This is a genomic window from Dyadobacter sp. CY345 (assembly GCF_021502725.1).
Classification (GTDB): Bacteria; Bacteroidota; Bacteroidia; order Cytophagales; family Spirosomataceae; genus Dyadobacter.
Genome location: NZ_JAKFFS010000003.1, coordinates 218973 through 244930, shown reverse-complemented (window position 1 = coordinate 244930; position 25958 = coordinate 218973). Strand labels below are relative to the sequence as shown.

At 41.5% G+C, this 25958-nt stretch carries 21 protein-coding genes; 6 read left to right on the top strand and 15 right to left on the bottom strand.

Annotation, left to right across the window (positions count from 1 at the left end; genetic code table 11):
• The first annotated feature begins 64 nt into the window (after positions 1-64).
• On the top strand, positions 65-1261 hold the full coding sequence (locus L0657_RS14845; protein WP_235151587.1) for an anhydro-N-acetylmuramic acid kinase: 1197 nt from the start codon (positions 65-67) through the stop codon (positions 1259-1261).
• Between the two features lie 98 nt (positions 1262-1359).
• Positions 1360-2559 carry an L-2-hydroxyglutarate oxidase gene (gene lhgO, locus L0657_RS14840; protein ID WP_235151586.1) on the top strand — a complete coding sequence of 400 codons (1200 nt, stop codon included), beginning with the start codon at positions 1360-1362 and terminating at the stop codon, positions 2557-2559.
• A 164-nt stretch (positions 2560-2723) separates the two neighbouring features.
• On the opposite strand, the gene L0657_RS14835 is transcribed toward lhgO, so the two are convergent.
• The 12 genes from L0657_RS14835 to L0657_RS14780 form a co-directional block, all read right to left on the bottom strand.
• A complete protein-coding gene (locus tag L0657_RS14835; protein ID WP_235151585.1) occupies positions 2724-4175 on the bottom strand; it encodes an amino acid permease in 1452 nt (483 codons plus the stop codon).
• Positions 4176-4304: 129 nt separating this feature from the next.
• A complete protein-coding gene (gene secDF / locus L0657_RS14830) occupies positions 4305-7280 on the bottom strand; it encodes a protein translocase subunit SecDF (RefSeq protein WP_235151584.1) in 2976 nt (991 codons plus the stop codon).
• Positions 7281-7428: 148 nt separating this feature from the next.
• Positions 7429-7818: a hypothetical protein gene (locus L0657_RS14825; protein ID WP_235151583.1), complete on the bottom strand. Its 390-nt coding sequence runs from the start codon at positions 7816-7818 to the stop codon at positions 7429-7431.
• Positions 7819-7940: 122 nt separating this feature from the next.
• Complete coding sequence (locus L0657_RS14820) at positions 7941-9059, bottom strand: P1 family peptidase (protein WP_235151582.1); 1119 nt, start codon at positions 9057-9059, stop codon at positions 7941-7943.
• Positions 9060-9224: 165 nt separating this feature from the next.
• Positions 9225-10154 (bottom strand): DUF4249 domain-containing protein, encoded by a 930-nt coding sequence (locus L0657_RS14815; RefSeq protein WP_235151581.1) that lies wholly within the window; start codon positions 10152-10154, stop codon positions 9225-9227.
• Between the two features lie 6 nt (positions 10155-10160).
• Positions 10161-12560 (bottom strand): TonB-dependent receptor, encoded by a 2400-nt coding sequence (locus L0657_RS14810; RefSeq protein WP_235151580.1) that lies wholly within the window; start codon positions 12558-12560, stop codon positions 10161-10163.
• A gap of 264 nt (positions 12561-12824) precedes the next feature.
• A complete protein-coding gene (gene folK / locus L0657_RS14805; RefSeq protein ID WP_235151579.1) occupies positions 12825-13325 on the bottom strand; it encodes a 2-amino-4-hydroxy-6-hydroxymethyldihydropteridine diphosphokinase in 501 nt (166 codons plus the stop codon).
• A 142-nt stretch (positions 13326-13467) separates the two neighbouring features.
• Positions 13468-13707, bottom strand: a complete 240-nt coding sequence (rpmB, locus tag L0657_RS14800) for a 50S ribosomal protein L28 (RefSeq protein ID WP_031528537.1) — start codon at positions 13705-13707, stop codon at positions 13468-13470.
• 89 nt (positions 13708-13796) lie between these two features.
• Entirely contained in the window at positions 13797-14483 is a 687-nt protein-coding gene (locus tag L0657_RS14795; RefSeq protein ID WP_235151578.1) for a response regulator transcription factor, read from the bottom strand.
• Between the two features lie 35 nt (positions 14484-14518).
• Positions 14519-15763 carry a sensor histidine kinase KdpD gene (locus L0657_RS14790; protein WP_235151577.1) on the bottom strand — a complete coding sequence of 415 codons (1245 nt, stop codon included), beginning with the start codon at positions 15761-15763 and terminating at the stop codon, positions 14519-14521.
• Between the two features lie 60 nt (positions 15764-15823).
• Positions 15824-16687: an N-acetylglucosamine kinase gene (locus L0657_RS14785; protein WP_235151576.1), complete on the bottom strand. Its 864-nt coding sequence runs from the start codon at positions 16685-16687 to the stop codon at positions 15824-15826.
• Positions 16688-16697: 10 nt separating this feature from the next.
• Positions 16698-16934 (bottom strand): cytochrome b5 domain-containing protein, encoded by a 237-nt coding sequence (locus L0657_RS14780; protein ID WP_235151575.1) that lies wholly within the window; start codon positions 16932-16934, stop codon positions 16698-16700.
• Positions 16935-17073: 139 nt separating this feature from the next.
• Between L0657_RS14780 and L0657_RS14775 the strand changes: the two genes are divergently transcribed.
• Complete coding sequence (locus L0657_RS14775) at positions 17074-17523, top strand: hypothetical protein (protein ID WP_235151574.1); 450 nt, start codon at positions 17074-17076, stop codon at positions 17521-17523.
• Positions 17524-17637: 114 nt separating this feature from the next.
• Positions 17638-18660: a thiamine-phosphate kinase gene (thiL, locus tag L0657_RS14770; RefSeq protein ID WP_235151573.1), complete on the top strand. Its 1023-nt coding sequence runs from the start codon at positions 17638-17640 to the stop codon at positions 18658-18660.
• 206 nt (positions 18661-18866) lie between these two features.
• Here thiL and L0657_RS14765 read toward each other — a convergent pair whose 3' ends face one another.
• A complete protein-coding gene (locus tag L0657_RS14765) occupies positions 18867-19697 on the bottom strand; it encodes an aminotransferase class IV (protein WP_235151572.1) in 831 nt (276 codons plus the stop codon).
• A gap of 219 nt (positions 19698-19916) precedes the next feature.
• On the opposite strand from L0657_RS14765, the gene L0657_RS14760 reads away from it, so the two are divergent.
• Both L0657_RS14760 and L0657_RS14755 read left to right on the top strand, forming a co-directional pair.
• On the top strand, positions 19917-20891 hold the full coding sequence (locus L0657_RS14760) for a polyprenyl synthetase family protein (protein ID WP_235151571.1): 975 nt from the start codon (positions 19917-19919) through the stop codon (positions 20889-20891).
• A gap of 53 nt (positions 20892-20944) precedes the next feature.
• On the top strand, positions 20945-21565 hold the full coding sequence (locus L0657_RS14755) for a rhomboid family intramembrane serine protease (protein WP_235151570.1): 621 nt from the start codon (positions 20945-20947) through the stop codon (positions 21563-21565).
• Here the strand turns inward: L0657_RS14755 and L0657_RS14750 are convergent.
• Positions 21557-22216: a phosphatidylserine decarboxylase family protein gene (locus L0657_RS14750; protein WP_235151569.1), complete on the bottom strand. Its 660-nt coding sequence runs from the start codon at positions 22214-22216 to the stop codon at positions 21557-21559. The two genes, L0657_RS14755 and L0657_RS14750, sit on opposite strands and share 9 nt — an antisense overlap.
• Before the next feature lie 158 nt (positions 22217-22374).
• On the bottom strand, positions 22375-25719 hold the full coding sequence (gene secA / locus L0657_RS14745; protein ID WP_235151568.1) for a preprotein translocase subunit SecA: 3345 nt from the start codon (positions 25717-25719) through the stop codon (positions 22375-22377).
• Between the last annotated feature and the right edge of the window lie 239 nt (positions 25720-25958).

Genomic DNA, 25958 nt, shown 5'->3' with positions numbered 1-25958 from the left:
TAAGCTGCAAAAATGATATTTTGCAGCTTATTTTCTTTTACAGCCAGCCTAAAATTCTAAACTCTTGAAAAATCACGTAATTCGTCTGGCAGACATTGCCAGTAAGCCTTCCAGGCGCATCATAGGATTAATGTCCGGTACTTCACTGGACGGACTTGATGTTGCGCTTTGTAACGTTCAGGGAAGCGGAATTGATACCATTCTCAAAATAGAACATTTTACAACTGTTCCTTTTACCGAATCATTTAGAAATAGTATCAGAGAAATATTTGCCAAACGCGAAATTGATTTCCAGCATTTATGCGTGCTTAATCCGCTGATCGGTATCGCGCATGGCGATATGATTCTTGATTGTTTGAAAAAATGGAACGTATCGGCAGAAGAAATTGACCTGATTGCAAGCCACGGGCAGACGGTTTTTCACGCACCTAAAAAACAGCATAACCTTCCGGATTTCCCTAATTCCACTTTACAGATTGGAGATGGCGATCATATTGCGGTTACCACGAATATTATAACACTGAGTGATTTTCGGCAAAAACATATTGCTGCCGGCGGTGAAGGTGCTCCTTTGGCTGTTTACGGAGATTATTTTTTATTTTCTGAAAAGGGAGAAAACAGGATTTTGCTCAATATGGGCGGCATCGCAAACTTCACATTTTTACCCGGTTCCTTGGATCCATCCGCTATTTTCACAACTGATACCGGTCCGGGAAATACTTTGATTGATGCTTTCACCAGAAAATATTTTGGTAAACCTTATGACGAGGATGGACTTATCGCAGCCAGTGGAAATATTAATAACGATCTGTTGGAAGCATTGAAGTCACTCGCATTTTTTGAAGCTCCGTTTCCAAAAACAACCGGTCCGGAAGTATTTAATATTGATTTTATCAGCAGTATGATTGACCAGAATAATTTACAGGAAATTTCACCGGAAGATATTCTTGCAACACTCACCCGATTTAGTGCCGATACTATTTCCAGTGCGATCCAGCGTGTAATGAAACCTGGCGAAATTTACAAAATTTATGCAAGTGGCGGCGGAGCTCATAATCCTGTGCTCATGGCCTCCATTCGGGAACAATTACCGAATTGCCAGCTTAGCTTGATTGATGAATTGGGCGTGTCAGGAGATGCCAAAGAAGCAGTATTATTTGCAGTGTTGGCGAATGAGACGATAGCTGGTTCCGGAATGAATTTTGGTGATCGGGAAGGGGTACCGAGTGTTTCCATGGGAAAGATTTCATTTCCGGGATAAGGGCTTTTACCGGAATTAAATAAAAATTTATGATTCCTGTTTTAATACAGCATTATTGATCTCCAAGCTGTTTCTTTGCAAAAAAGAATTCATGTCGCATGTATGATATCATCGTTGTAGGCGGTGGGATTGTAGGCCTGGCCACAGCCCTTCGTATCAAAGAACAAAAACCTTCCTTAAAATTGCTGCTTCTTGAAAAGGAAAGTGGCGTTGCAAAACATCAGACTGGACATAATAGCGGCGTAATTCACTCCGGACTTTATTACAAGCCAGGAAGTCTAAAGGCAACGAATTGTATTCGCGGTTATGAAATGCTTCTGGATTTTTGTGATCAGGAAAGTGTTCCTTATGATCTTTGCGGAAAAATTGTGGTTGCTACCAAACCTGAGCAAGTTCCGCTGTTAAAGAATCTTTATGATCGTGGAATGCAAAACGGTTTAACCCAAAACCGGATGATTTCGAAAGAAGAGATTCGTGAAAGAGAGCCGCATGTAAATAGCTTGGAGGGCATTTGGGTGCCTTATACCGGTATCATTGATTATACAGCTGTCAGCCAAAAATATGCTGAAAAGTTTCAACGACTTGGCGGTGAAATTCGGTTTCAGGAAAAAGTTGTAAATATAAAAAACCAGAATGCTTCAAGTGAAGTGATCACTGCCTCAGGTAATGCCTACACTACTCGGCTTATTGTTAATTGTGCCGGCTTGTATTCTGATAAAGTAGCGCAGTTGACACAACCCGAAGAGATCAAAGTAAGGATCATTCCTTTCAGAGGAGAATATTATAAAATCCGCCCGGAAAAACATCATTTGGTCAAAAATCTTATATACCCAGTTCCTGATCCAAATTTTCCATTTTTAGGCGTTCACTTTACAAGAATGATCGAAGGCGGCGTGGAAGCGGGACCAAATGCTGTCTTTGCATTTAAACGAGAAGGCTACAAAAAAACCGATATCAACGTGCCGGAAATGCTCGAATCACTGGCCTGGCCAGGTTTCAGAAAAGTGGCAATCAAGTACTGGAAAACGGGAATGGGAGAATATTACCGCTCTTTTTCCAAAGCGGCATTTACAAAAGCATTGCAGGAAATGATTCCGGAAATACAAAGCGATGACTTGATTCCGGGCGGTGCAGGCGTTCGGGCGCAGGCCTGTGATTATGACGGTGGTTTGTTGGACGACTTCTCAATCATTGAAAACAAGGGCGCTATCAATGTTTGCAACGCACCTTCACCTGCTGCCACTTCCTCGCTGTCGATCGGGCAAACTGTATCAGAAAGAGTTTTGGCGAGAATTTAAGCGGCTTTCGGCTTTCGGCTTTCGGCTTTCGGCTTTCGGCTTTCGGCTTTCGGCTTTCGGCTTTCGGAAAATAAAAAAGTCCTTACAATTCCGGTTCCGGATGTAAGGACTTTTTTTATTATTTCGAGGTAATAGATCTGATTGCTGATAGCCTATAGCCGACGTTATTCATTCGAAAGCTTACTGTTTTTCCTTCCATATCCGAAATATACAGCCAAGCCAAGTGCCAGCCAGATTGCAAGACGATACCAGCTTTCGATCGGCAAAGAATACATCAGATATAAACAAACCACGATTCCCATAATTGGTACAAAAGGAACCAACGGCGTACGGAATGAACGTTTAAGATCTGGACGTTTAACGCGAAGCATCCAAACACCTACGCAAACCAGACAGAATGCGAATAACGTACCAATACTAACCATATGCCCTAAGTCACTAACAGGTACAAGTCCTGAAAAAAGACTTACGAAAATCATAAAGAAAAGGTTGGTTTTCCACGGTGTGCTGAACTTTGGGTGAACCGCGCTGAAGAATTTTGGAAGCAGACCATCTCTGCTCATAGAATAAAACACACGACTTTGTCCTAAAAGCATCACAAGCATTACCGATGTGTAACCTGCAAGAATTGCAATAATCAAACCAGTCTGAAGTGTATCATAACCTGTTTTTGCAAAGGCAGTAGCAGCAGGTTTTGCATCATTCGCGAATTCAGTATATTTCACTAAACCAGTCATCACGTGAGCGAAAAGAACGTAAAGCAAAGTACAGATAACAAGTGAACCAAGGATACCGATTGGCATACCCTTCTGTGGGTTTTTAGCTTCCTGCGCAGCAGTAGAAACGGCATCGAAACCGATAAACGCAAAGAATACAACCGCAGCACCCGTAGCGATACCAGACCAGCCAAAGTTTTCATAGTTCCCCGTATTTTCCGGAATGTAGGGTACATAATTTTGTGGATCGATATGGCTCCATCCCAATGCAATGAAAACCAAAACCACGGCAACTTTTACACAAACAAGAATATTATTAAGGAAAGCAGATCCTTGTGTACCTCTGATCAAAAGCAATGATAATACCCAAATAATAAGGATCGCAGGCAAGTTTACGATACCGTTATCGATAATAGTGCCATCGCTTAATTTTACAACTTCGTATGGAGAACAAACCAGTTGCGAAGGAAGATGAATGCCAAAAGAGCTTAAAAATTCCAGCAAATAACGCGACCAGCTCACCGAAACTGTGGCTGCACCCAGGGCATATTCCAGAACAAGGTCCCATCCGATAATCCAGGCAACAAATTCGCCCATGGTTGCATAAGAATAGGTGTAGGCACTTCCCGCGATCGGGATCATTGAAGCAAATTCAGCATAACACAAACCTGCAAACCCACAACCAACGGCAGCAAGAATAAATGAAATTGTTACAGCAGGCCCGGCATGTTCTGCGGCTGCAATTCCTGTAAGGGAAAAAAGACCAGCGCCGATAATCGCACCAATACCCAGTGCTATCAGACTTGTCGAACTCAGAGATCGTTTTAACTCGTTACCTTCCCCACTCGACTCGAGCATTAATTTTTCAATTGGCTTTTTTACCCAAAGTTGATTTGCCATATAGTATTTCTGATTGTAGTTGTTATTTCAATATCGTATAAAACTAAAATAAAATTTGCTAAGTCCATCTTAGCTTAAAAATAAAAGGGGGAAAGTAAAATACTTTCCCCCTTTTATTATCTAAATCACTTATGCTTTAACGCCTTTCGCATTAGCAGCTGCGGCTGCAGTGTCCACTGTTACCAAAGAAGCGTTTTTGATTTTTTCACGTTGTAAAATATCTACAACGATCGGTGCAGCAACGAATAGGGAAGAATATGTACCTACAATTACACCAAGTAACATACAAAATGTAAATCCACGAATTACTTCACCACCAAATACCATCAATACGATCAATACAAGCATTACAGAGATACCCGTAACTGCTGTACGGCTTAAAGTACTGTTCAAGGCGTTGTTGATAATCGTTGGCAAGGTTTCAGTCGTTGCCTTATCGTCTTTCAGATAATCACGGATTCTGTCATAAATTACAACCGTGTCATTCATAGAATAACCGATCATGGTCAGGATAGCTCCGATAAATGCCTGATCAATATCCAATGAGAATGGCAACCATCCGTTGAACAATGAATAAACTGCAAGCAGGATAATCACATCATGAGCAAGAGACACAACTGCTCCATAACTAAATGCAAGTCGTTTGAATCGCAGGAAGATGTAAACAAAGTTGGCTGCCAAAGCCAAAAGAATCGCATACAACGCATTGATCATTGTGTCATAGGCAATCGTAGGGCCTACCTTATTTGAACTAACGATTTTTCCACTATTGCCCTTCACTTTGGAAATACCTTCGATGATTTTCGCTTCTGCTTTCTGATCAGCATCAGGCGCAGTGTCTTCAATCAGATAATCCGTCGTAATTTTTACCTGATCAAATCCACCAAAAGTTTTTACTTCCGGCGATCCATCAAGTTCTTTTCCCATTACTTCACGTACTTCGTCAGTCTCAACATTTTTATCAAAACGAACAACATAAGAACGTCCACCTTTAAAATCGATACCTAAACCAAACCCTTTGAAGATGAAAGAACCAACGCCAATAACCATAATGGCCGAGGAAATGATATAGAAACGGCGGCGTTGGGAAACGAAGTCGAAATTATTATCCTTGAACCAGTTTTTACTCAATCCTGAATAGAATTTATAAACCTTACCATGACTGATCTGATATTCAAGGAACAATCTTGTAATAAATATTGCAGTAAATAAAGAAGTAAGCAAACCGATTACAAGCGTAGTTGCAAAACCAAGAACAAGTCCTGAACCGAATGTATAAAGGATGATACCAGTTAAAAGTGTCGTTACGTTCGAGTCAATGATGGCTGTCATAGAATGTTTGAAACCATCCTGAACCGCTAGTTTGAACGGCTTTCCATCTGCAATCTCAATCTTGATCCCCTCATAAATCAGTACGTTAGCATCTACGGCCATACCAATTGTCAATACGATACCGGCAATACCTGAAAGCGTAAGAACCGCTCCAAGCGAAGCCATTATTCCCAAAAGAAGGAAAAGGTTTAAAAGTAACGTCAAATCAGCTACAAAACCTGCGCCGCTATAATAAGCTACCATGAACACAAGGATCACGACAAGACCAATTACTGACGACAAAACACCCGCAGTGATCGCTTCTGAACCTAACGTAGAACCAACAATTGCTTCTTCAACAATGTGCGTAGGAGCTGGTAACTTACCCGCTTTAAGCACATTTGACATATCTTTTGTTTCTTCAACTGTGAAGTTACCAGTGATGCTTGAATTACCATTTGGGATTTCACCCTGTACCGTTGGCGCAGTATAAACAAGATTATCGATAATAATAGCAACCGGACGGCCAATGCTGTTGGCTGTCAATGTACGCCATTTACGAGCACCTTCACCATTCATACGCATGGTTACTTCCGGACGGCCACGATCATCATAGTCATGCGTTGCATCAACGATCACGTCACCTTCCATAGCTGCCTGACCATTTTGTTTTTTGATAAAATACAATGGCAGGATCAATTGATTGTTTGTACCAGCAGTTCCTTTACGATCCCACATAAACACAAGGTCAGCAGGGAACATAGAACGAACTTCCGGACGAGAAAGAATTTCACTTGCACGCGCAGTATCTTTCAAATATACCCCTAAACCTTGCGGCATTGGTACAAAAAGACTTGTCAGAGCAGCGCTTTGCGCAGCAATAGCAGATGAATCTGTTTTAGAAGAATCTCCTTTCTGTTCAAGCTGGGCAGCAAGTCCGCTAAGACCTGATTTTGATGTTGTATCCGTTGATGCAGCAGCAGATGCAGGTTTTCCAGCAGATTTAACTCTGGCATCTTCACGAGCCAGGTAGCTTCCCAACTGGTCAATTGCAGGAGCCAGTTCATTTGTAAGATATACCTGAGCAAATTCCAATTTCGCAGCCCCGGACAAAAGACGACGAACACGTTCCGGGTTGTCAACACCAGGAAGTTCAACCAAAACGCGGTTTGTACCTGGCAAACGCTGAATGTTCGGGTTAGTTACACCAAATTTATCTATACGAGCCTGAGTGATCTGGAATGCTCTGTCAATCGCACCGTCGATTTCGGTATTCAGCATTTTAACTACATCGCCATCAGAAGAATTGCTATTGATTTTTGTACGGTTTGCACTTGTAGCAAATACGCTTGCAAGACTTGTATTTGGTGCAGCGTCTTTAAATGCAGAAACGAAAATCTTAACGAAGGCATTGTTATCCGCTTTTTTATCTGCCTGTGCAGCTGCCAAAGCTTTTTGGAATGCAGCACTACGCGCATTTCCGCCAGCCATTCCTTTTAAAATTTCAGCAGGAGAAACTTCCAAAACCACGTGCATACCACCTTGAAGATCAAGACCAAGGCTGAGCTCACGTTCTGTAACTTCCTGCAAAGTCTGGCCCAGGTATACCTCCTCACGCCAAAGTGAATCAATGTAACGCTGCTTTTTCTTGTCGTCCACTTTGCCCGATGCATCCGTTGCAAAGGTCTCAGCCTTTCCTTTAATGCTGCGGGAAACGAACGTAAAAGAAAGGTAATAGGCGCAAATAAGAACCAACACAACGGTTAGCCCAATTATTCCATTCTTGTTAGTCATTGTTTTGTAAAAATTGTGAAATTTTCAAATAGATATGATTCCGGACGGGTTGTCCAATGCAAAAAATTATAGACCTGAGGATGAAAAAGTATTAGTCGCATACGTTTGCGGCATATTAACTTCAATCTACATGATCAACGAAGTATTGTCACGGGGCGTTGGTGACTATATATCTGGCAAAAACCCTGCTGAAACAGGAGAACAGGAAATACGATTCCCGGACAGATGTTTCAACAATCTGCTGGCTTTCAATAAATTGCCAAACGGGTTGCGGAGCAAAATAAAAATAATGAGAGAAATCAAATGATATCGCAGGCGTAATAACCGCATCCAGTGCAAGCGCACTTACGGTTGCCTGGTTTTCGTCAGGTGTGCCAGTCGCTACATCATTAGAAACGCCTTTTATCGCCTTGACACTTTTTGAAAACTGCTGAACCGTATCACTGCTATTAGTCCATGACTTAGCTCCGGCTACCATCAGAAGCATGGTGGCTAGCAGTAAGCTAATTGTCTGGTTAATAACTTTTTTTGTCTTCACGATTCGGGTCTTCAATTAAACCGCAAATTTTAAACCAAAATATTACAATCGCAAGTGGTTTGTCATAATTATCTGAATTAAGATTTTGACAAATAGAAAATAACGAGAAGGATAAGCAGGTTTTACTTCAATCTGCCATATTTTCGCATGATTTCCAGGACTTTTTCTTTCGGTAATTCTTCAACGGCATGACCTTGCGTACCATCAGAAGTTTTTGCCATAAACAGAGAATTAATTATCGCCTCGTTAGTCGCCTCGATTGTCGCCATGAAAAGTGGAGAGATATAATCGTTATGCAAAAGCCTGACATTCGAAGTTCCTTCTTTTGTTTCATGCGGAATTTGGTAGGCCGTTGAAAAGGCTATAACATAATCGCCACTGCCATTGGAAGCGATGCCGCCGGTTTCTGCCATACCCATGATTGCACGTTTCGCCAATCGTTTCAAATTCCTCGCATCTAATGGCGCATCCGTCGCGATGATCATCATACAAGATCCATCCGAAGATTTGTCAAGCGATTCCTTGAAAGCATATTTTCCAAGTTCTTCGCCAACCGGAACTCCATTGACTTTTAAGACACCGCCAAAATTGGTCTGTGTTAAAACCCCAACGGTATATCCACCAAGTTTTTCAGGCAATTTCCTGGAAGATGTTCCGATACCTCCTTTAAAATTGAAACAAACCGTTCCGGTTCCGGCACCAACATTTCCCTCTTCCACCTTTCCGGTTTGCGCGTTTGACAAAGCCTGTAACACATGTTCCTTTTTAACATGTCTTCCGCGTATATCATTCAAAAAACCATCATTCGTTTCTCCGACCACAGGGTTTACCGAACGAACATTTTCATTTCCTTTTTGATTAATCGTCCAGTCGATTAAAGCATCGGCGGCTGTGGGAACACTTAATGTATTTGTTAAAATTATGGGTGTTTCCATCGTCCCTAACTCCTCAACCTGAGAATAACCAGCAAGTTTCCCGAAACCGTTTCCGATATAAATCGCCGCCGGGACTTTCTGTTGAAAAAGATTTCCTTCCCGGGGCAAAATCGCTGTAACACCGGTCCTCACATCTTTTCCATTGATCAAAGTCACCTGACCAACCTTCACACCGGCGACATCCGTAATAGCATTAAAAGTCCCGGTTGGCAAAACACCGATTTTAATTCCAAGATCGCGCGGACGCTTTTGCGCATTGGCGTGAATTGTGGTTAAGAGCAGAAGAGCAAGGAGTGAATTTTTCATCAGTCAGATTTATTGAGTTTCCAAGATACAAAAAGAACGCATAATCAAGCACAGGAATCACTGACGACGTTTTTATAAAAATAAAAACCGCCAGAAATAATCTCTGACGGCTTTAAAAAGAAGGCTTACAAAATCGTTTGAATATATTAAAGATCATTCAACGGATCAATCTTCCGGGCGTGCTTTTTTTGGATCAATAACAGTTTCCATTCTGCTCACGGCCGAAGCGCCGAAATACCCAAGTGCTTTCCTTCCATTCGGATCTGCGTTTACTACATTCGATTTGATGTTGGCGATCGGCGTGGCAAATAGGCCTCCGTTTGCACTTTGCTCTACTATTTGCTGCAAAAAGTAAAATGCTTCATTGGTAATGCTATGCAACTCGACACCCACGTGGCTGCCAGCCTGATACAAGGAATCATAAGTTATGGATGTTCTCAGCGGCTGAATAAAAATCAAACCATCGGAAGGAGCACCTGCACCAAAAGCTGCATCATAAGCAATAGATATCTTCTCCGCTTTATCAACATTTGTTTTTCCGTTCAGTACTTCTTTAATCCAGTAGGTATCGCCCGTCCCAACAAAATCCCGTGCATAGAATTCAGCTATGTAACCCGTTTTTTGCCCGTCTTCCGGCGTAAATGGAAGTGTTTCATTTGTATAAACCAAAGAATCAACTTTCGGCACTCTTTTAATCTCGTTTTTCGCGGTGTAAACTTCTTGTTCGTGTTCAATTTTGAGCGTGTACTTACCGCCAACATGTCCCAAAGTATCTGAAATTAATTTGCCCCAGGTATATTTTCCGGTCCCGGTGCTGTCTTTGAATTCGTATACTTTCCCAAGATTATCCGTCACTGTAACTTTTGCACCCAAAACCGGCTTAATAGGGTCCTTGTCAAAATAAGCCGACGACCATGTCAGGGTAATGGTTTGCGTTCCTGGCTGATTAGTTATCCAGCCATCTACGACCAATTGAGTCGGACCGGCTTCCGTTTGCAGATCAATAACATCTTCACAGCCCGACAATCCTGCGATCGTAAGCATCAACATTAAAGATTTGAAGATATTGGTTGTTAAGAATTTATATTTTTTCATGGCTGATTAAAACTTAAAGTTATAGGTCACAGAAGGAATCAGGCTTCCAATCACAGAATAGCGAACAGCTTCTGTTCTTAACATATTTTGAGCTCTGTCACTAATGCTTGGCTTATCGTCATTCTGGCGTGTATATACCGAGAAAGCATTCCGACGATTGTAGACATTATAGATTGAAAAAACCCATTCACCTTCTCCAATACCAAATAATTTCTTACGGGCTTTGAGCGTCGCCGCCAGATCCAGTCTGTGGTAAGCAGGGATACGGTTATTGTTTCTTGAATTATTGTAATTGTTACCCAAAGAAAATCCACCCCATGAATATCCGTTTGTAGGAAAAGTTGCCGGCGTTCCGGATGTAATTGTAAAGTTCGATGACAAGGTCAATCGCTTATTCAACTCATAAATTGCCACCGAAGTGAAATTATGAGGCTTATCAAAACGTGCCGGAAACCAGTTATCGTTGTTGATACTCATAACCTGTCTTTCGGTCTTTGATAACGTGTAACTAATCCATCCCGTTAAACGGCCTTTGTTTTTCTTTAAATAAAATTCAGCTCCGTAGGCACGGCCTTTACCCGTTAATAAATCACCTTCAACAAATTGATTAAGCAGCAAATCTGATCCAGTTACATAGTCAATCTGGTTGTGCAGTTTTTTGTAATAAACCTCCACGGAAGCTTCGAACATATTATCCTTAAAATTTTGGAACCATCCCGCCGCAACCTGGTCAGCAAGCTCAGGTTTTATATTTGAAGAGCTCAGCGTCCAAACATCCAAAGGAGAACTTGCGGCTGTGTTAGACAACAGGTGAAGATATTGCGACATACGGTTATAGCTCAATTTCAAAGAGGCGGTTGAAGTAATACCCACATTGACTGCAAAACGAGGCTCCCAATTTCCATATGTTTTGATCACATCACCCTTGCCATATTCTGTTCCTGGAAAAATCGGCTGTTTTCTTATTCCCGCCGTGGTATCTCCATATAAATATTCAGTTCCCGGCCCCAGGCTGCGGTAGTACGAATAACGGATACCATATTGTAAGGAAATCCTGTCTGTTAGTTTTTGCTCATTAGCAATGTATAAAGCTGATTCATCCGCATGACGCGACGGCAGATCCAGATTAAGTCCTTCACCCTCTGAAACAGCCGTAGCTTTTCCTGGACGGGAATCATAATTGATATACTGCCCTCCGAAAGTCAGCTGGTTGTTAGGTGTGATGTAGTACGTAAAGTCAGGTTTTACACTTTTGCTGATGATCTTGGATTTCCAGACAAAACGATCTTTTGCCTGGTCATCATTTTCATTCTGACCAAGATTATAATCATAGTTGCTGTAATAACCTGTCAGGTTCATGAACAATTTATTTGAAAAAATGTGATTCCAGCGAGCTGTGGCAGTGGCGTTTCCCCAACCAAAACCAAAATCTCCGCCACCAAAAACATCTTTACCAAAATAACCGGAGGCAAAAAATGTATCCTTATTTCCCAAACGGTAATTCACTTTTGCCGTCAGGTCATAAAAATTAAATTTGGAATCCTTTAAATCATCATTCAGGAAAGGTTTTGCAAGAATATCAATATAAGAACGGCGACCTGCTACAATAAATGACCCTTTTCCGGCAGCGAAAGGCTGTTCATAAGTGAGTCGTGAAAATATCGAACCGATACCACCGTTAATTTCACGTTTCTTCGCATTTCCTTCTTTCATCCTTACATCAAGAATTGAAGAAATACGGCCGCCATATTGCGCAGGAATACCGCCTTTGATCAGTTTTACATCTTTTACAACATCAGGATTAAACACGGAGAAAAATCCAAAAAGGTGAGAGGAGTTGTAAACCGGAGCCTCATCAAGCAAAACCAGGTTTTGGGAAATATCACCGCCACGAACGTTAAATCCGGAAGCTCCTTCACCAACCGTTGTAACACCAGGTAGTAACTGAATACTTCTGATCAAATCGACTTCTCCCAAAAGTGCCGGCATTTTTCTGATGGTTTTCATTTCCACCTTATTCACCGACATTTCAATGCTCCGAACATTGTCGTCTTCTTTTTTCGTTGAAATCGTTACCTCTTTCAAATTTTCACTTTCATCCGACATCTCAATGTCGACGCGCTGATCTGTATTCAAATCAACCGTTTTGGAAATTTTCTGATAACCGATGTAGGAGAAAACGACATTATAAGTGCCGTTAGGAAGTGTAAGCGAGTAAAATCCATACGGATTTGTCACAACGCCGGTTTCAACTTCCTTCACATACACGGAAACGCCGATCAGCCCTTCTCCGTTTGCAAGATCTTTTACATACCCGCTTACAGTATGTTTATTCTGCGCAGCTGCTGGCAAACTGATTACAAACAGTAACAGCACAATCCATTTTTTGTGTAGTTTAATTTTCATGCTAACATTTTGGTATATAATTAAAGGCAGGTCAAGCAAGTTTACAACCGGTTCCATAAAATTGAACTTTTCCCATCCCGATGACAACCGATTCTGCGTTCACCCCCATTTATTTTAAAAAATAAATTTAAGCCACACTTCAATTGTTATGCAAAACAAGTGATAATCAGTTGAGAATAATATTAAAAAATGATAAACTGCGTAAAATGGAGAGTGAATGGAATATTATTCTATTTGCAGTGTAGAATGCGAAGTAGTACTTTTTTATGAAATTTTTATAACAGCACCCGGATCGTCGCAATCGGCCAGCAGTTCCAGGGAAGTTTTTTGCAAAAGAGGATGAAGAAAATCAGGAGCGATTTCAGTAAGAGGAATGAGCGTAAACCTGCGCTCATGGAGGCGGGGATGTGGTAGGGTAAGGCGCGCGCTATCCTGTACCAGATCGTTAAAATAAAGTATATCAATATCAATCACCCGGGCGCCCCATCGTTCATAACGGATGCGTCCAAGTTCATGCTCAATTTCCAGAATAATCCTGAGCACTTCCTCAGGCATCAGTTCTGTTTGAACTTCCAGTATCTGATTAAGAAAAACAGGCTGATCTAATACACCCCAGGGTGCGGTTTCATAGATTGACGAGGCAGCTCGGATAGTCCCGACGCGCTCTTCAACCATACCTGCGGCAGACTGCAAAATTTGCAGCCGCTCTCCAAGATTGGAGCCGAGAAGCAGAAATACTTTCTGATATACGGAAAGGTTATGCATAGTCAACCTGGCAAAACAGTTACCGGATTTGTAATTCTTTACCTGATAAGACTAAACGAACAATTCCTGAAATCTGGAGAATCGACGAAAAAAAGGACTCCCCGAATAAGAGAAGTCCCTTTCCAATAAATTCGCAAATTTCTTAGAACGTAAGTGTTCCTTTATCGTATGCTTTTTGGATCGTAGCTTCGATACCGTTCTTGTTGATTGTACGAAGAGCAGAAGTAGCTACTTTCAACGTAACCCATTCTCCTGACGAAGGAAGGAAGAAACGTTTCTTCTGTAAATTCGGGAAGAATTTACGTTTTGTTTTATTGTTAGCGTGAGAAACATTATTTCCAACGCGTGTTCTTTTACCAGTAATTTGACAAACCTTAGCCATGACGATCAATTTTTCCAAATGAGGGTGCAAATATAGGAACTTATTTTTTTTGTGCAAATAAAAATGAAAGATATTTGAAAAAGGATATGTTAATAGGTCATTCTGAATCCTACGCCGTGCACGTTATCAATGCGGATTACGGGATCTGAGGACAGATATTTACGTAATCTCGAAATAAAAACATCCAGACTTCTTCCCATAAAATAATCATCATCTCCCCAAATGGCTTTCAGTAATTCGTCCCGCCGGATAACCTGGTCCGGGCGCTCAGAAAGATATTTCAGCACCTCAGCTTCCCGGAAAGTAAGGTTTTGCAAAGTACCATTTATCGACAAAGTAAGTTTCTGAAAATCAAAACTGTAATTACCGATCGAATTGATTTTTGGTTGTGCCGCAACAGGTTTTCCTGAGTTATTTCGCCTCAAAATAACGCCTATCCGCAGCATCAATTCCTGTATACTGAAAGGTTTCGTCACATAATCTTCCGCGCCGAGTTCAAGCCCTTTGATCTTGTCTTCCTGTAAAGATCTTGCTGTCAGAAATAAGATCGGAACCTGCTTATCTGATTTCCGGATATTTTCAGCCAGCGTAAATCCATCCATTTTTGGAAGCATTACATCGAGCACACAAATATCAAAATGCTCTTTGTTAATAATTTCAAGTGCTTTCGCGCCATCTTCGGCGTGTACCACTTCGTAGTCGTAAGCTTCGAGATTATCCTTGGTTGCAAAGGCAAGATTCGGATCGTCCTCGACGTATAAAATTTTCTTTTTCAACTTGTTCGATTTTAGGTTTTAACGCTTAATATGATCTATTTCTGTGGGATCGAAATTGTAAATATGCTTCCTTTCCCCAAGGCACTATCCAATTCCAGATGCCAGTGATGGGAACGGACAATTTGTTTTACATAACTCAGCCCTATGCCAGAGCCTTTAACATTATGCACATCACCCGAGGTAATCCGGAAAAATTTGTTAAAAATCTTCTTCTGAAACTCCGGCGCGATTCCGACACCCTTATCTTCAACACAAATAAAGAGACAGCTTTTTTTATTAAATGTCCTTAAAACAACTTCCGGCTTATCGACGGAATATTTAATGGCATTATCGATGAGGTTTGTGATCATGTTCCTCAAATGAAATGGATCCGCTTCGACGCAAGGTTGCGAGGCCTCAAATCTCAGCTGTACTTTCCCCTCAAAAGGCAGTAAAATAGATTCTATAACCTGATGAACATCTACGATTTCCTTTTTTAATGTCAGGGCATTTCTTTCAGCCTTGGCCATGGAAAGCACCATTTCCACCTGATTTTGCAATCTTAAAATCTCTTCCTGAACGATGTGGACATAGCGCTTATGCCTTTCCGGCTGCGTTGTGATAATATCTGAATTAAGTACATCAGCAGCAATACGGATGGTGGAAATAGGCGTCTGCAGCTCATGTGTCATGTTATTAACAAAATTCCGCTGAACTTCCGACAAATGTTTTTGCCGTAAAATAATAAACAAAGCATAAGCAAAGAACCCAACCGCCAGTAAAACCAGCACCGAGGACCATATCCAGCCATTCAAATTCCCGACGATGTATGCCGATTGCTGGGGAAACCGCACGCCGAAATAGTAAGGATATTTGTCGGTCTTAACCCAGTTATTGATTTTTACTGTGGTTTTGTCATTCGTTTTTGTGCTCAAAGACATTCCATACCGCATCCTGTCGGTGGTACAATCATAAATCCCTACCTCAAAATCTGTGATAAGATTGTGTTTTTGAAAACTGTCTTTGATAAAATGTTCCAAAAGATCAGGCTGCGTAGTTGCATTTGTATTCACCAGAAAATATTCAGGCGATAACTGCTCAACGGGATTTGAAGTCTGCATTACGCCATTGACCGTCGCAAGCTCCTGAGCAACATCCTGCAACGCTACATGCGCGTTCTGATTAAATTGCCGGTGACGCAGGTCAAGTGCCTGTTTAACCCAATAAATCTGGGTAACCACAACGCCAATAATCAGAAGCGCAGAAAATAAAGTAAGCCAGCGAATGGAGCGTCTCGGCATTGATCAAATAATTTCTAAATAAAATGAATGGTTATCAAAGTATATGCCAGCCAGGGATTTTTACATATCTCTTTTCAAATGATAATCAAAAAGCGTTTCCATTGGCGATTTAAGAATTTTTCCTGGCGTCAGTCCCTTGTTTTCCAAAACTGATTTCAGAATATCCTGGTAATAAAACGCGATCGACCCAGTAAAGTGAACCGGATACTTTTCTGCATCCTTATGTTTAAGAATATACTTCTCTGTAAAAAGAGTAAACGCATCAGTAACCATTTTATGGATAAACGGATGTTTTATATTTTTTGAAATGAAATGGGAAAAAGTTGCGAAATAACGATTTGGGAAAGGTTGGCGGTAAACTTTTTCCAAAACAGCAAGCCGGTTTGTTCCCGGATAACTTTCCTCAAACTGCTTATGAAGATCTTCCGGCAGCTCATTCTGAAGAAAGTGAACCAACAGCGTTTTTCCAAGATAAGAACCGCTGCCTTCGTCACCCAGCCAAAAACCAAGCGATCCTATGGAATGGACCATCGTGTCACCGTCGTAAAAAGTATTATTAGCCCCCGTGCCCAAAATACAAGCAATTCCTGGCTCATTCTGGCATAATCCTCTTGCGGCCGCAAGCATATCCGAGGCAACCTCAATAATTTCGGCAGACGGAATAATATCTACCAAAGCGTCATAAATGGGCCGGCTGGTCGCCTTGTCTGCACATCCGGCGCCATAAAAAAAGACCTGGTCAATTGTGTTATAAAGATACGGTACAACTTCTTTTTCTAATATTTCAGAAACCTCATCCTTTGTCTGATAAAATGGATTTAAGCCACTTGAATGAAAACGAACCGGCGACTTTCCGGAATATGCTATCAGCCAATCGGTTTTTGTAGAACCGCTATCGGCGATTAGGGAAGTATTTTGTTTCAAATCCTGATAATTAAAATGGTTCTGTTAATTTACCGATTACTTTAAACCGCTCAAAAACGCGCTCGGTATGCGGCGCATCTCCAAGCTCTTTGGTCAGATCCTGGCCCGCCCAATGTTCATAATGGTGACCGTTTCGCCAAAGTCGTGAAGTGGTAACATCGTAGATAAGCCCCTGATAAGCACACCATATTTCTTCCCGATCCTGCCCGTTTCTTAATGCAAGCTGCGATTTTGTATACTCTTTCATGCACTTCGTTTTACCGCTGCGGCGGATAAGCTCAATAATTATGCCCGGAATTTAAGCCGACATTTCAGAATATTTTGATAATAAGACTAAAAAATCTGAACTTGGCGTTTAATTAAGAAAATCATTCGTGAAAAATAAAATGAAAAGAAAATATACTTTGCTTTGGAGTATCATGCTGGCGCTAACCCTTGTGGCAGCAGGTTGTAAAAAAGATTCAAAAAAGCCGGTTTCTGAACGCATTGCAAAAACATGGACGGCTGAGACTGTAAAGCACGGAACTACAACTGTTTATACCCGTGGAGGCGCAGGTAATGTTCAGGAAGGATATTCCAATTTCAGACTTGCGTTGTCAAGCACAGGAACAGCCGCTTACACCGAATTTGATAAAAATACATTCAACGGAACATGGGCTTTGGAAGGCGAAAATACATTGGTACTTTCTGGCCTGAATCCGGCTCCGAGCGGTACCAATGGAACCATTAAATTTACAATAAGCTCATTGGAGGATACTAAGGTAGTTTTAACGCGAATAGACGCCAGTGTAAAAACCGGAAATACGATCAATCAATACACGCTTTCAAATCCTTAAATCAGTTTGCGGCACGTGAGTCGCATTGAACTTTTAAGAAAAAAAATATTATTGAAACAGACGAAGCCATTTCTTCCGGGAGATGGCTTCGTCTATTTTAGCTAACTTTGTAACATGGCAGAATCAAGAACAGAAATCAGCAACTTAGGCGAATTTGGTCTTATCAAAAGACTTAATGAGGGACTTAAAAATAATTTACCTGAAAGCATCAAAGGCATCGGCGACGACTCGGCCGTTATTGATCTTGGAACGGAATTTGGATTATTGTCAACCGATATTCTTTTAGAAGGAGTCCATTTTGACCTTTCTTTTTTCCCGTTAAAACATTTAGGATATAAGGCGATTGCAATAAATGTATCAGACATAGCGGCTATGAACGGCGTTCCGCGCCAGGTTACAGTTGGTATTGCGCTGAGCAACCGTTTCTCAGTTGAAGCTGTGGAGGAATTGTACGAAGGCATGAAAGCGGCCTGCAAAGATTTTAATGTAGATCTTGTCGGCGGTGATACTTCTTCTTCGTTATCAGGATTATTTATCTCTGTAAGTGTTTTCGGGCGCGTTGCAAAAGACAGGATTACCTATCGGAACACGGCTAAAGCAGGGGATCTTTTATGCGTTTCCGGCGATTTAGGTGGCGCTTATATTGGCCTGCAATTATTGGTAAGAGAAAAGCAGGTTTTCCTTGCCGACCCGAATATGCAGCCGCAGCTTGACGGAAAAGAATATGTTATTCAAAGACAACTCCGCCCGGAAGCGCGGATGGATGTGGTTTATGAGCTTGCCGGTGCTGGTTGTATCCCAACTTCCATGATTGATGTTTCGGATGGTCTGGCTTCTGATCTTTTACATCTTTGTTCGCAATCAGGTGTTGGCGCTCTGGTTTTTGAAGATAAACTTCCTATCGACGAGCAGACTTATATGGGCGCGGTGGAACTTAACATCGGGCCGATAACGGCAGCTTTGAATGGCGGAGAAGATTATGAATTACTTTTCACGGTTCCTCAAAGTGATTATGACAAAATCAAAAATAACCCGAAAATCAGTGTTATCGGATACATGACCGACAAAAAAGATGAAGTTTTACTTCATACCAAAGGAGATAACAGAGTGCCGATCACAGCGCAAGGCTGGAACTAATCCATTAGTATTCAATTAATTAAAATAATACCAGAGGCTTTTTACGAGCAACCGGTCCGACGGCTTTTTCCGCCGTCGGACCGGTAAGAAAACATCTACACTATCGACTGACTTATGAAAACTTATTTCAATAATTTTTCATAAGTAAAAAATATCAACTGTTTTTTATCTGTCCGACGGTAAAAAAACCGTCGGACGGAAGAAAATTATTTTCCCCATTCCAAAACCACTTTCTTAAATAAGTCCTGCAACGAAAGTGTACGTTTTCCTGCTTTTCCATCGCCAACAGGATTGTCTCCGATTTGTACGATAGGCATCACCCACTTTGTTGAACTTGTTGTAAATGCTTCGTCAGCGGTTTCCAGTTCAGAATACAATAACGGGCGAACCTCTACTTTAAAATGAGTCTTAGCTAATTCCAAAACTACTTTTCTGGTAATTCCTCTTAAAATATTGGTATCAGAAGTAATCAGTGTATCGCCTTTGAAAATAAAAAAATTGCTTCTTGTCAGTTCACTTATTTCCCCATCCTTATGGAAGAGCAGATCCGATGCGCCTTGCTTTTTCATTTCATCCGCCATCAAAACCATATGCACATAATTGGTGGTTTTAATTTCAGGAAGGTCACGTACATATTGGTAAGGCAAAACTTTAATCCCCTTCAATAAACCAGCCGGATTATCCTGCGGCAAAGGTTCGGTCCTGATCAGAAAATTTGGTTTCACCACACTGACACTGTCCGGCGCATAACCGCCCGTCAGAACAAACCGAAAAGCAACTTCCTTTTCTCCCGAAAGCGAATGCAGGTCGGCAAGAATTTCAGTTGCTTCTTCCTGGTTCAATGGAAGCGGAAGTTTTAATAACTTCGCGGAATTCTCGAATCGCTGCCAGTAGTCATCCCAGCGGAAGGGCATGCCATTGTATGTCCGGAAATAATCAAACATGCCATAACCACGTAAAATGCCCAGGTCATTTGATTTAAAAAGCGTCGTATCAAGTGGAGATATCTCTCCGTTGAAATAAAGATGAAAAGGCATTTTTTGAATTTATTAGCGCCACGAATACACGAATTTACACTAATGACCACGAATTATTTTTCCCGGCGGGCACATTTAATTTCGTCAGTCAACCATTCATCCTGTTACCTTTGAGTTTCTCAACAGGATTTAGGTACTTTGCGTAGTGCTTCAAAAAGTACCTGATAGTAGAAATAATTCGTTTCCAATAGAATTGATAAGCGTAGTAATCAGCCACGAATGACAACAACAGAAAATCTGCTGCAAACCCTGCAAACTGAAATAGAACAAAACGCTTACGGAGAATCTCCCGCGGAACTTTATGAACCGATACGTTATATCATGGCTTTGGGCGGGAAACGTTTCCGTCCGCTGTTAACACTACTTGCCGCGTCAATTTATACAGACGATTTCAGAAATGCCCTAAAACCAGCCATCGCTGTCGAGGTTTTTCACAATTTCACTTTGATGCATGATGATATCATGGACAAAGCACCTTTGCGACGCGGAAAGCCAACGGTACACGAAAAATGGAATGCGAACACCGCAATTCTTTCGGGCGACGTCATGCTGATCAGAGCTTACGATCTTTTGATTGATATAAGAAGAGAAGATTTGAGAAATGTTCTGATTCGTTTTAATAAAACCGCTTCCGAGGTTTGTGAAGGGCAACAGCTGGATATGAATTTTGAAACCCGCTGGAATGTTACCGAAGAAGAATACATTGACATGATTCGCCTTAAAACGTCCGTTCTGCTGGGTTTTGCACTGGAACTTGGCGGAATCATAGGTGGAGCTGATGCCGAAGCCACTCAATTGCTTTATGAAGCGGGGGAAAGTATGGGAATCGGTTTTCAACTGAAAGATGATCTGCTGGATGTTTACGGAGATCCGGCAAAGTTTGGGAAACAGGTCGGCGGCGATATTATTGCCAACAAAAAAACGTTTTTACTTATCGAAGCACTTGCCAAAGCGGAAGGCGATTTAGCAACGGAATTAAATAAATGGCTCTCCGTTGAAACTTTTGATAAGGAGAAAAAAGTAAATGCAGTTCGGGAAATTTACGACAAGCTGGGTATCCGGGCATTGACAGAAGAAAAAATCAGCAGCTACTTTTCAAAGGGAATCGATTGTCTGGAAAGATTGCCTGCACCCTCTGAACGTAAAAAGAACTTACTGGAATTTGTTCATCAGCTGGTTGAGCGGGAAAAATAATTCACTAAAAAAATTATAAGTAGCTTTCAAATTAAATCATCGATTCGAATCTTATGTCTATCACCCTCATAATAATTATCATAACGGCTGGTATCAGTTATTATGCCCTCCAGAATTCGCTTTTTATGGATAAGCTGATCATGAATCCTTACCGGGTCAGCAAGCGAAATGAATATTACAGATTTATTACCTCAGGATTTATTCATGCCGATTTCGGGCATTTAATTTTTAATATGCTGACGCTTTGGTTCGTTGGCGAAGGAATCGAGAGGCTTTTCAATATGCTTTTCGGAACAAGCGGACCTGCTTATTATCTGTTTTTATATCTGGTCGGCATTGTAGTTTCAGATATCCCAACATTTTTGAAACACCGTACCAATTCGAATTATAATTCATTAGGCGCTTCTGGTGGAGTTTCTGCCATTCTTTTTGCAGCAATCCTGATTAATCCATTAATGGATATCTATTTGTATTTCTTCATTAAGCTGAAAGCATTCATCTTCGGAATCCTGTTTCTTGCTTATTCGATATACGAAGGGCGCCGCGGCAGAAGTTATGTCAACCACAGCGCCCATATTTATGGTGCAGTATTCGGGATGGTATTTATGGCAATAGTTTATCCTGATGCAGTACCTAATTTCTTCCAGCAGATTTTATCCTGGCGGTTATTTTAATTCAGCCAAAACGGTAACACTACCGACTGTTTTATCCTGAAGATTTACTTTGATTTCTGCGTCAAGCGGAACATAAATATCAACGCGGGAGCCAAATTTGATAAAGCCCATTTCGGTGCTTTGTTCAACTTTGTCTCCCTCTTTTACGTACCAACGGATGCGGCGCGCAGCAGCTCCTGCAATCTGACGGAATAAAATATCCACGCCTGACGCAGTACGGGTGACAATGGTAGTACGCTCATTCTCCGTACTGGATTTCGGATGCCATGCCACAAGATATAAACCTGGATGATATTTAAAATATTGAATGACACCACTCACCGGGTTCCAGTTAACGTGCACATTAATGGGCGACATGAAAATACTGATCTGGCGTCTTGGACCTTTAAAGTACTCATTTTCGACCACTTCTTCAATTACCACTACTTTCCCATCACAAGGCGCAATGATCTGCGTTTCGCTTGTTTTCACAACACGTGAGGGCACGCGGAAGAATTGTACGATCAGAAAGAAAATAAATATGCTGACAACTAAGGTTATTCTAGGTATCCAGTATCCATCAGGCAACAACATATAGATGCCTAAATTTATCAGAATCAATATTATGGCGGCGATCGCCATGATGGTGTAACCTTCTTTATGAAGTTTCATGAAAGGGGAATTTCGTTCGCTTTTAGTCTTTACAAATACAAATATCGTATAAATCTTGATTTTACGTTCATCAAAAAGCCTTGCCGATCTAATTTAGAAAGGCAAGGCTTCTGATTTTCAACTCAAAATTATATTAATCGCAAAACAGAATGGAGCTGTTATTCAATTACAACACAGTCTCCGTTTTTAACTTCCTGTTCTACTTTTTTGTATTTAACGTCACGCAAAACACGTCCGTCGCGATACTGTACTGAAACTTTCTGATTACGGTCAGCAATCCTGTCCACCCTGATCGGCTGAGCCTTGGTCGTAGACTCCATCTGACGTGCATACTCATTTGGTCCGTCAAGATCTGCATCGAAATCTTCCTCACGGTTTGTGTGAAGCTCCGGCGCCGGGGCAGGACGTTTTACAGTTTGCTGAACAGCCGTAGCTGGCGCAGCTTCCTCTTGTGGAATATCAGCCTTCATCAGGAACGAGATCATGTCAAAGTTAACTTTGCTCAGGAAGCGTTTGAAAAGCTCAACAGACTCAAATTTATAGATCAGCAACGGATCTTTTTGTTCAAACACCGCATTCTGAACAGATTGTTTCAGATCATCCATTTCACGAAGGTGCTCTTTCCACTCCTGATCGATCAGCGAAAGCACAATCGCTTTTTCCATTTCGTGTGTAATCTCATGACCGTTGTTAGCCAACGCCTTTTTAAGATTTACAACAATACCTGTCTGGCGAATTCCGTCACTGAACGGAATCATGATTTCAGTAATCGTAGCACCGCGCTCTGCATGAATAGATTGCAAGATTGGCAATGCTTTTTCTGAAATCTGATGATTTTTATCCTGATAATGTTTTTCAGCCGCTTCGTATAAGCGCTGTGTTTTTTCCTGAGGCTTCAGGGAAACGTTATCATTTTCACTGAACGGAAGTTCAATACCAAGCGTTGTGATTGTTGCAAGATCAAGTTCAGAATAAGTTCCAGCGTTCCCAACAATTTCCTCACAAACATCATAAAGCGTATTAGCAATATCCACAGCCAGACGGTCTCCGAACAATGCGTTACGGCGACGCGTGTAAATGGCATCACGCTGATAGTTCATCACGTCATCATATTCCAGAAGACGCTTACGCATACCAAAGTTGTTTTCCTCAACTTTTTTCTGAGCACGCTCGATTGATTTTGTGATCATGCTGCTCTGGATTACTTCGCCTTCTTCCAAACCCATTTTATCCATAACCTTCGCCATACGGTCGGAACCAAAAAGACGCATCAGGTTATCTTCCAATGAAACAAAGAATTGAGAAGAACCGGTATCACCCTGACGACCCGCACGACCACGAAGCTGTCTGTCAACACGGCGACTTTCGTGACGTTCTGTACCAACAATAGCCAAACCACCTGCTGCTTTTGCTTCCGGGGTTAGTTTAATATCCGTACCACGACCAGCCATGTTTGTTGCAATGGTTACAGTACCTGGCTTACCAGCTTCTGCCACAACTTCCGCTTCCTTCTGGTGTTGTTTTGCATTCAATACCTGATGTGGTATTTTTCGCAGGGTTAGCATCCGGCTGATAATTTCAGAGTTTTCAACCGAAGTAGTACCAACCAGTACCGGACGGCCAGCTTCAACCAACTCTACAATCTCATCCGTAACTGCATTATATTTTTCACGAACCGAACGGTAAACTTTATCTTCCTGATCCTTACGAACCGCAGGAACATTGGTAGGAATTGATACTACGTCCAGTTTATAGATTTCCCAGAATTCTCCCGCTTCTGTTTCAGCCGTACCGGTCATACCGGCAAGCTTGTGATACATACGGAAATAATTCTGAAGCGTTACGGTTGCGTAAGTTTGTGTTGCATCTTCAACACGAACATTTTCTTTTGCTTCAATCGCCTGGTGAAGTCCGTCAGAATAACGGCGACCGTCCATGATACGACCTGTCTGCTCATCAACAATTTTAACTTTTCCATCCATAAGAACGTATTCCACATCTTTTTCAAAAAGTGTATACGCTTTTAAAAGCTGGTTGACTGTGTGAATACGAGCTGTTTTAATAGAATAATCGCGGATCAATGCTTCTTTCTGCATCACGCGATCCTGCTCGCTAAGTGACTGATCTTTTTCAATCTTATCAAGATCAACTGCGATATCAGGAAGAATGAAGAAATTGGTTTGCTCAGACTCTCCGGTAAGGAAATCGATCCCTTTTTCGGTAAGCTCTATACTGTTATGTCTTTCGTCAATTGTAAAATAAAGCGGAGCATCAGCTTGTGGCATCAGCTTCTGGTTTTCTGCAAGATAAATTGATTCAGATTCCTGCATCAACTGCTTAATACCAGATTCACTTAAATATTTAATCAACGGCTTGTATTTCGGCATACCGCGGTGTGCACGGAACAGGGCTAGAGAACCTTCTTTTTTGTCACCCGCAGCAATTTTTTTCTTTGCTTCATTCAGCAGATCCATTGCCAGTTTTTTCTGTGCTTCAACAATTTTCGAAACACGAGGTTTTAGCTCTAGATATTCCTGCTCATCTCCGCGGGGTACCGGACCACTGATAATCAAAGGTGTACGGGCATCATCGATCAAAACTGAATCGACCTCATCCACCATCGCGAAATGATGTTTGCGTTGAACCAGCTCATCGGTTGTACGTGACATATTGTCACGCAGATAGTCAAAACCAAATTCGTTATTTGTTCCGTATGTAAGATTGGCTTTATATGCATCGCGGCGCGCCTGTGTATTTGGCTGATGACGGTCGATACAATCAACGCTCATGCCATGGAATTCAAATAAAGGTGCATTCCATTCCGCATCACGTTTTGCCAGGTAATCATTGACAGTTACAATATGAACACCCAGACCTGCCAGTGCATTTAAAAACGCTGGCAAAGTGGCTACAAGCGTCTTTCCTTCACCGGTTGCCATCTCGGATATTTTTCCTTGATGAAGTACCAAACCACCGATCAGCTGCACATCGTAGTGCTGCATGTTCCATTTAATAGGCTGGCCGATTACATCCCAGGTACTATTCCAGACCGCTTTATCACCATCAATAACAACATTTCTTTTCTTCGTTGCTATTTCACGGTCGAAGTAGGAAGCAGTTACTTCCAGACTTTCATTTTCTTTAAAACGACGGGCCGTATCCTTCACGATTGCAAAAGCCTTCGGCAGGATGTCCAATAATATTACTTCAAGTTCTTTATTCCGGTCGAGCTCCAACGCATCAATTTTCTTGAAAATAGCTTCCTTGCTATCCACATTCGGCTCGTCGTTAGCTTGGTCCCGAAGCGCGCCTATCTGGTCATCAATTGATTTCAAACCTGCGGCAATATGTGCTTTCAGACCCTCTGACTGCGCTCTGAGTTCATCATTGGACAAAGAAGTCAGTTTCGCGTATTCCGCGTTTACCAAAGCAACGTAAGGAGTTAAATCCTTTAAATCGCGCTCAGATTTTGTGCCGAATAGCTTCGAAAATATTTTAAACATGATGGTATATGTATTGTGAATCGTTCATTTTGTTTGAAAAATATTACGCCTGATTGCCTCAAAATGCCAGATTGTCAGCTATTCAGTTGAATGTTCAAGTACAAATGTAATTTATTGCGCATTCTATTTACCAACAAATACAATAATCCTAAGGGTATTTTAATCTTAATTTTCTATTATCTGGCCTCTTCTCTGCGATTCAGCTTTGATATCATCGTCATTTATTACAAAATCTTGAA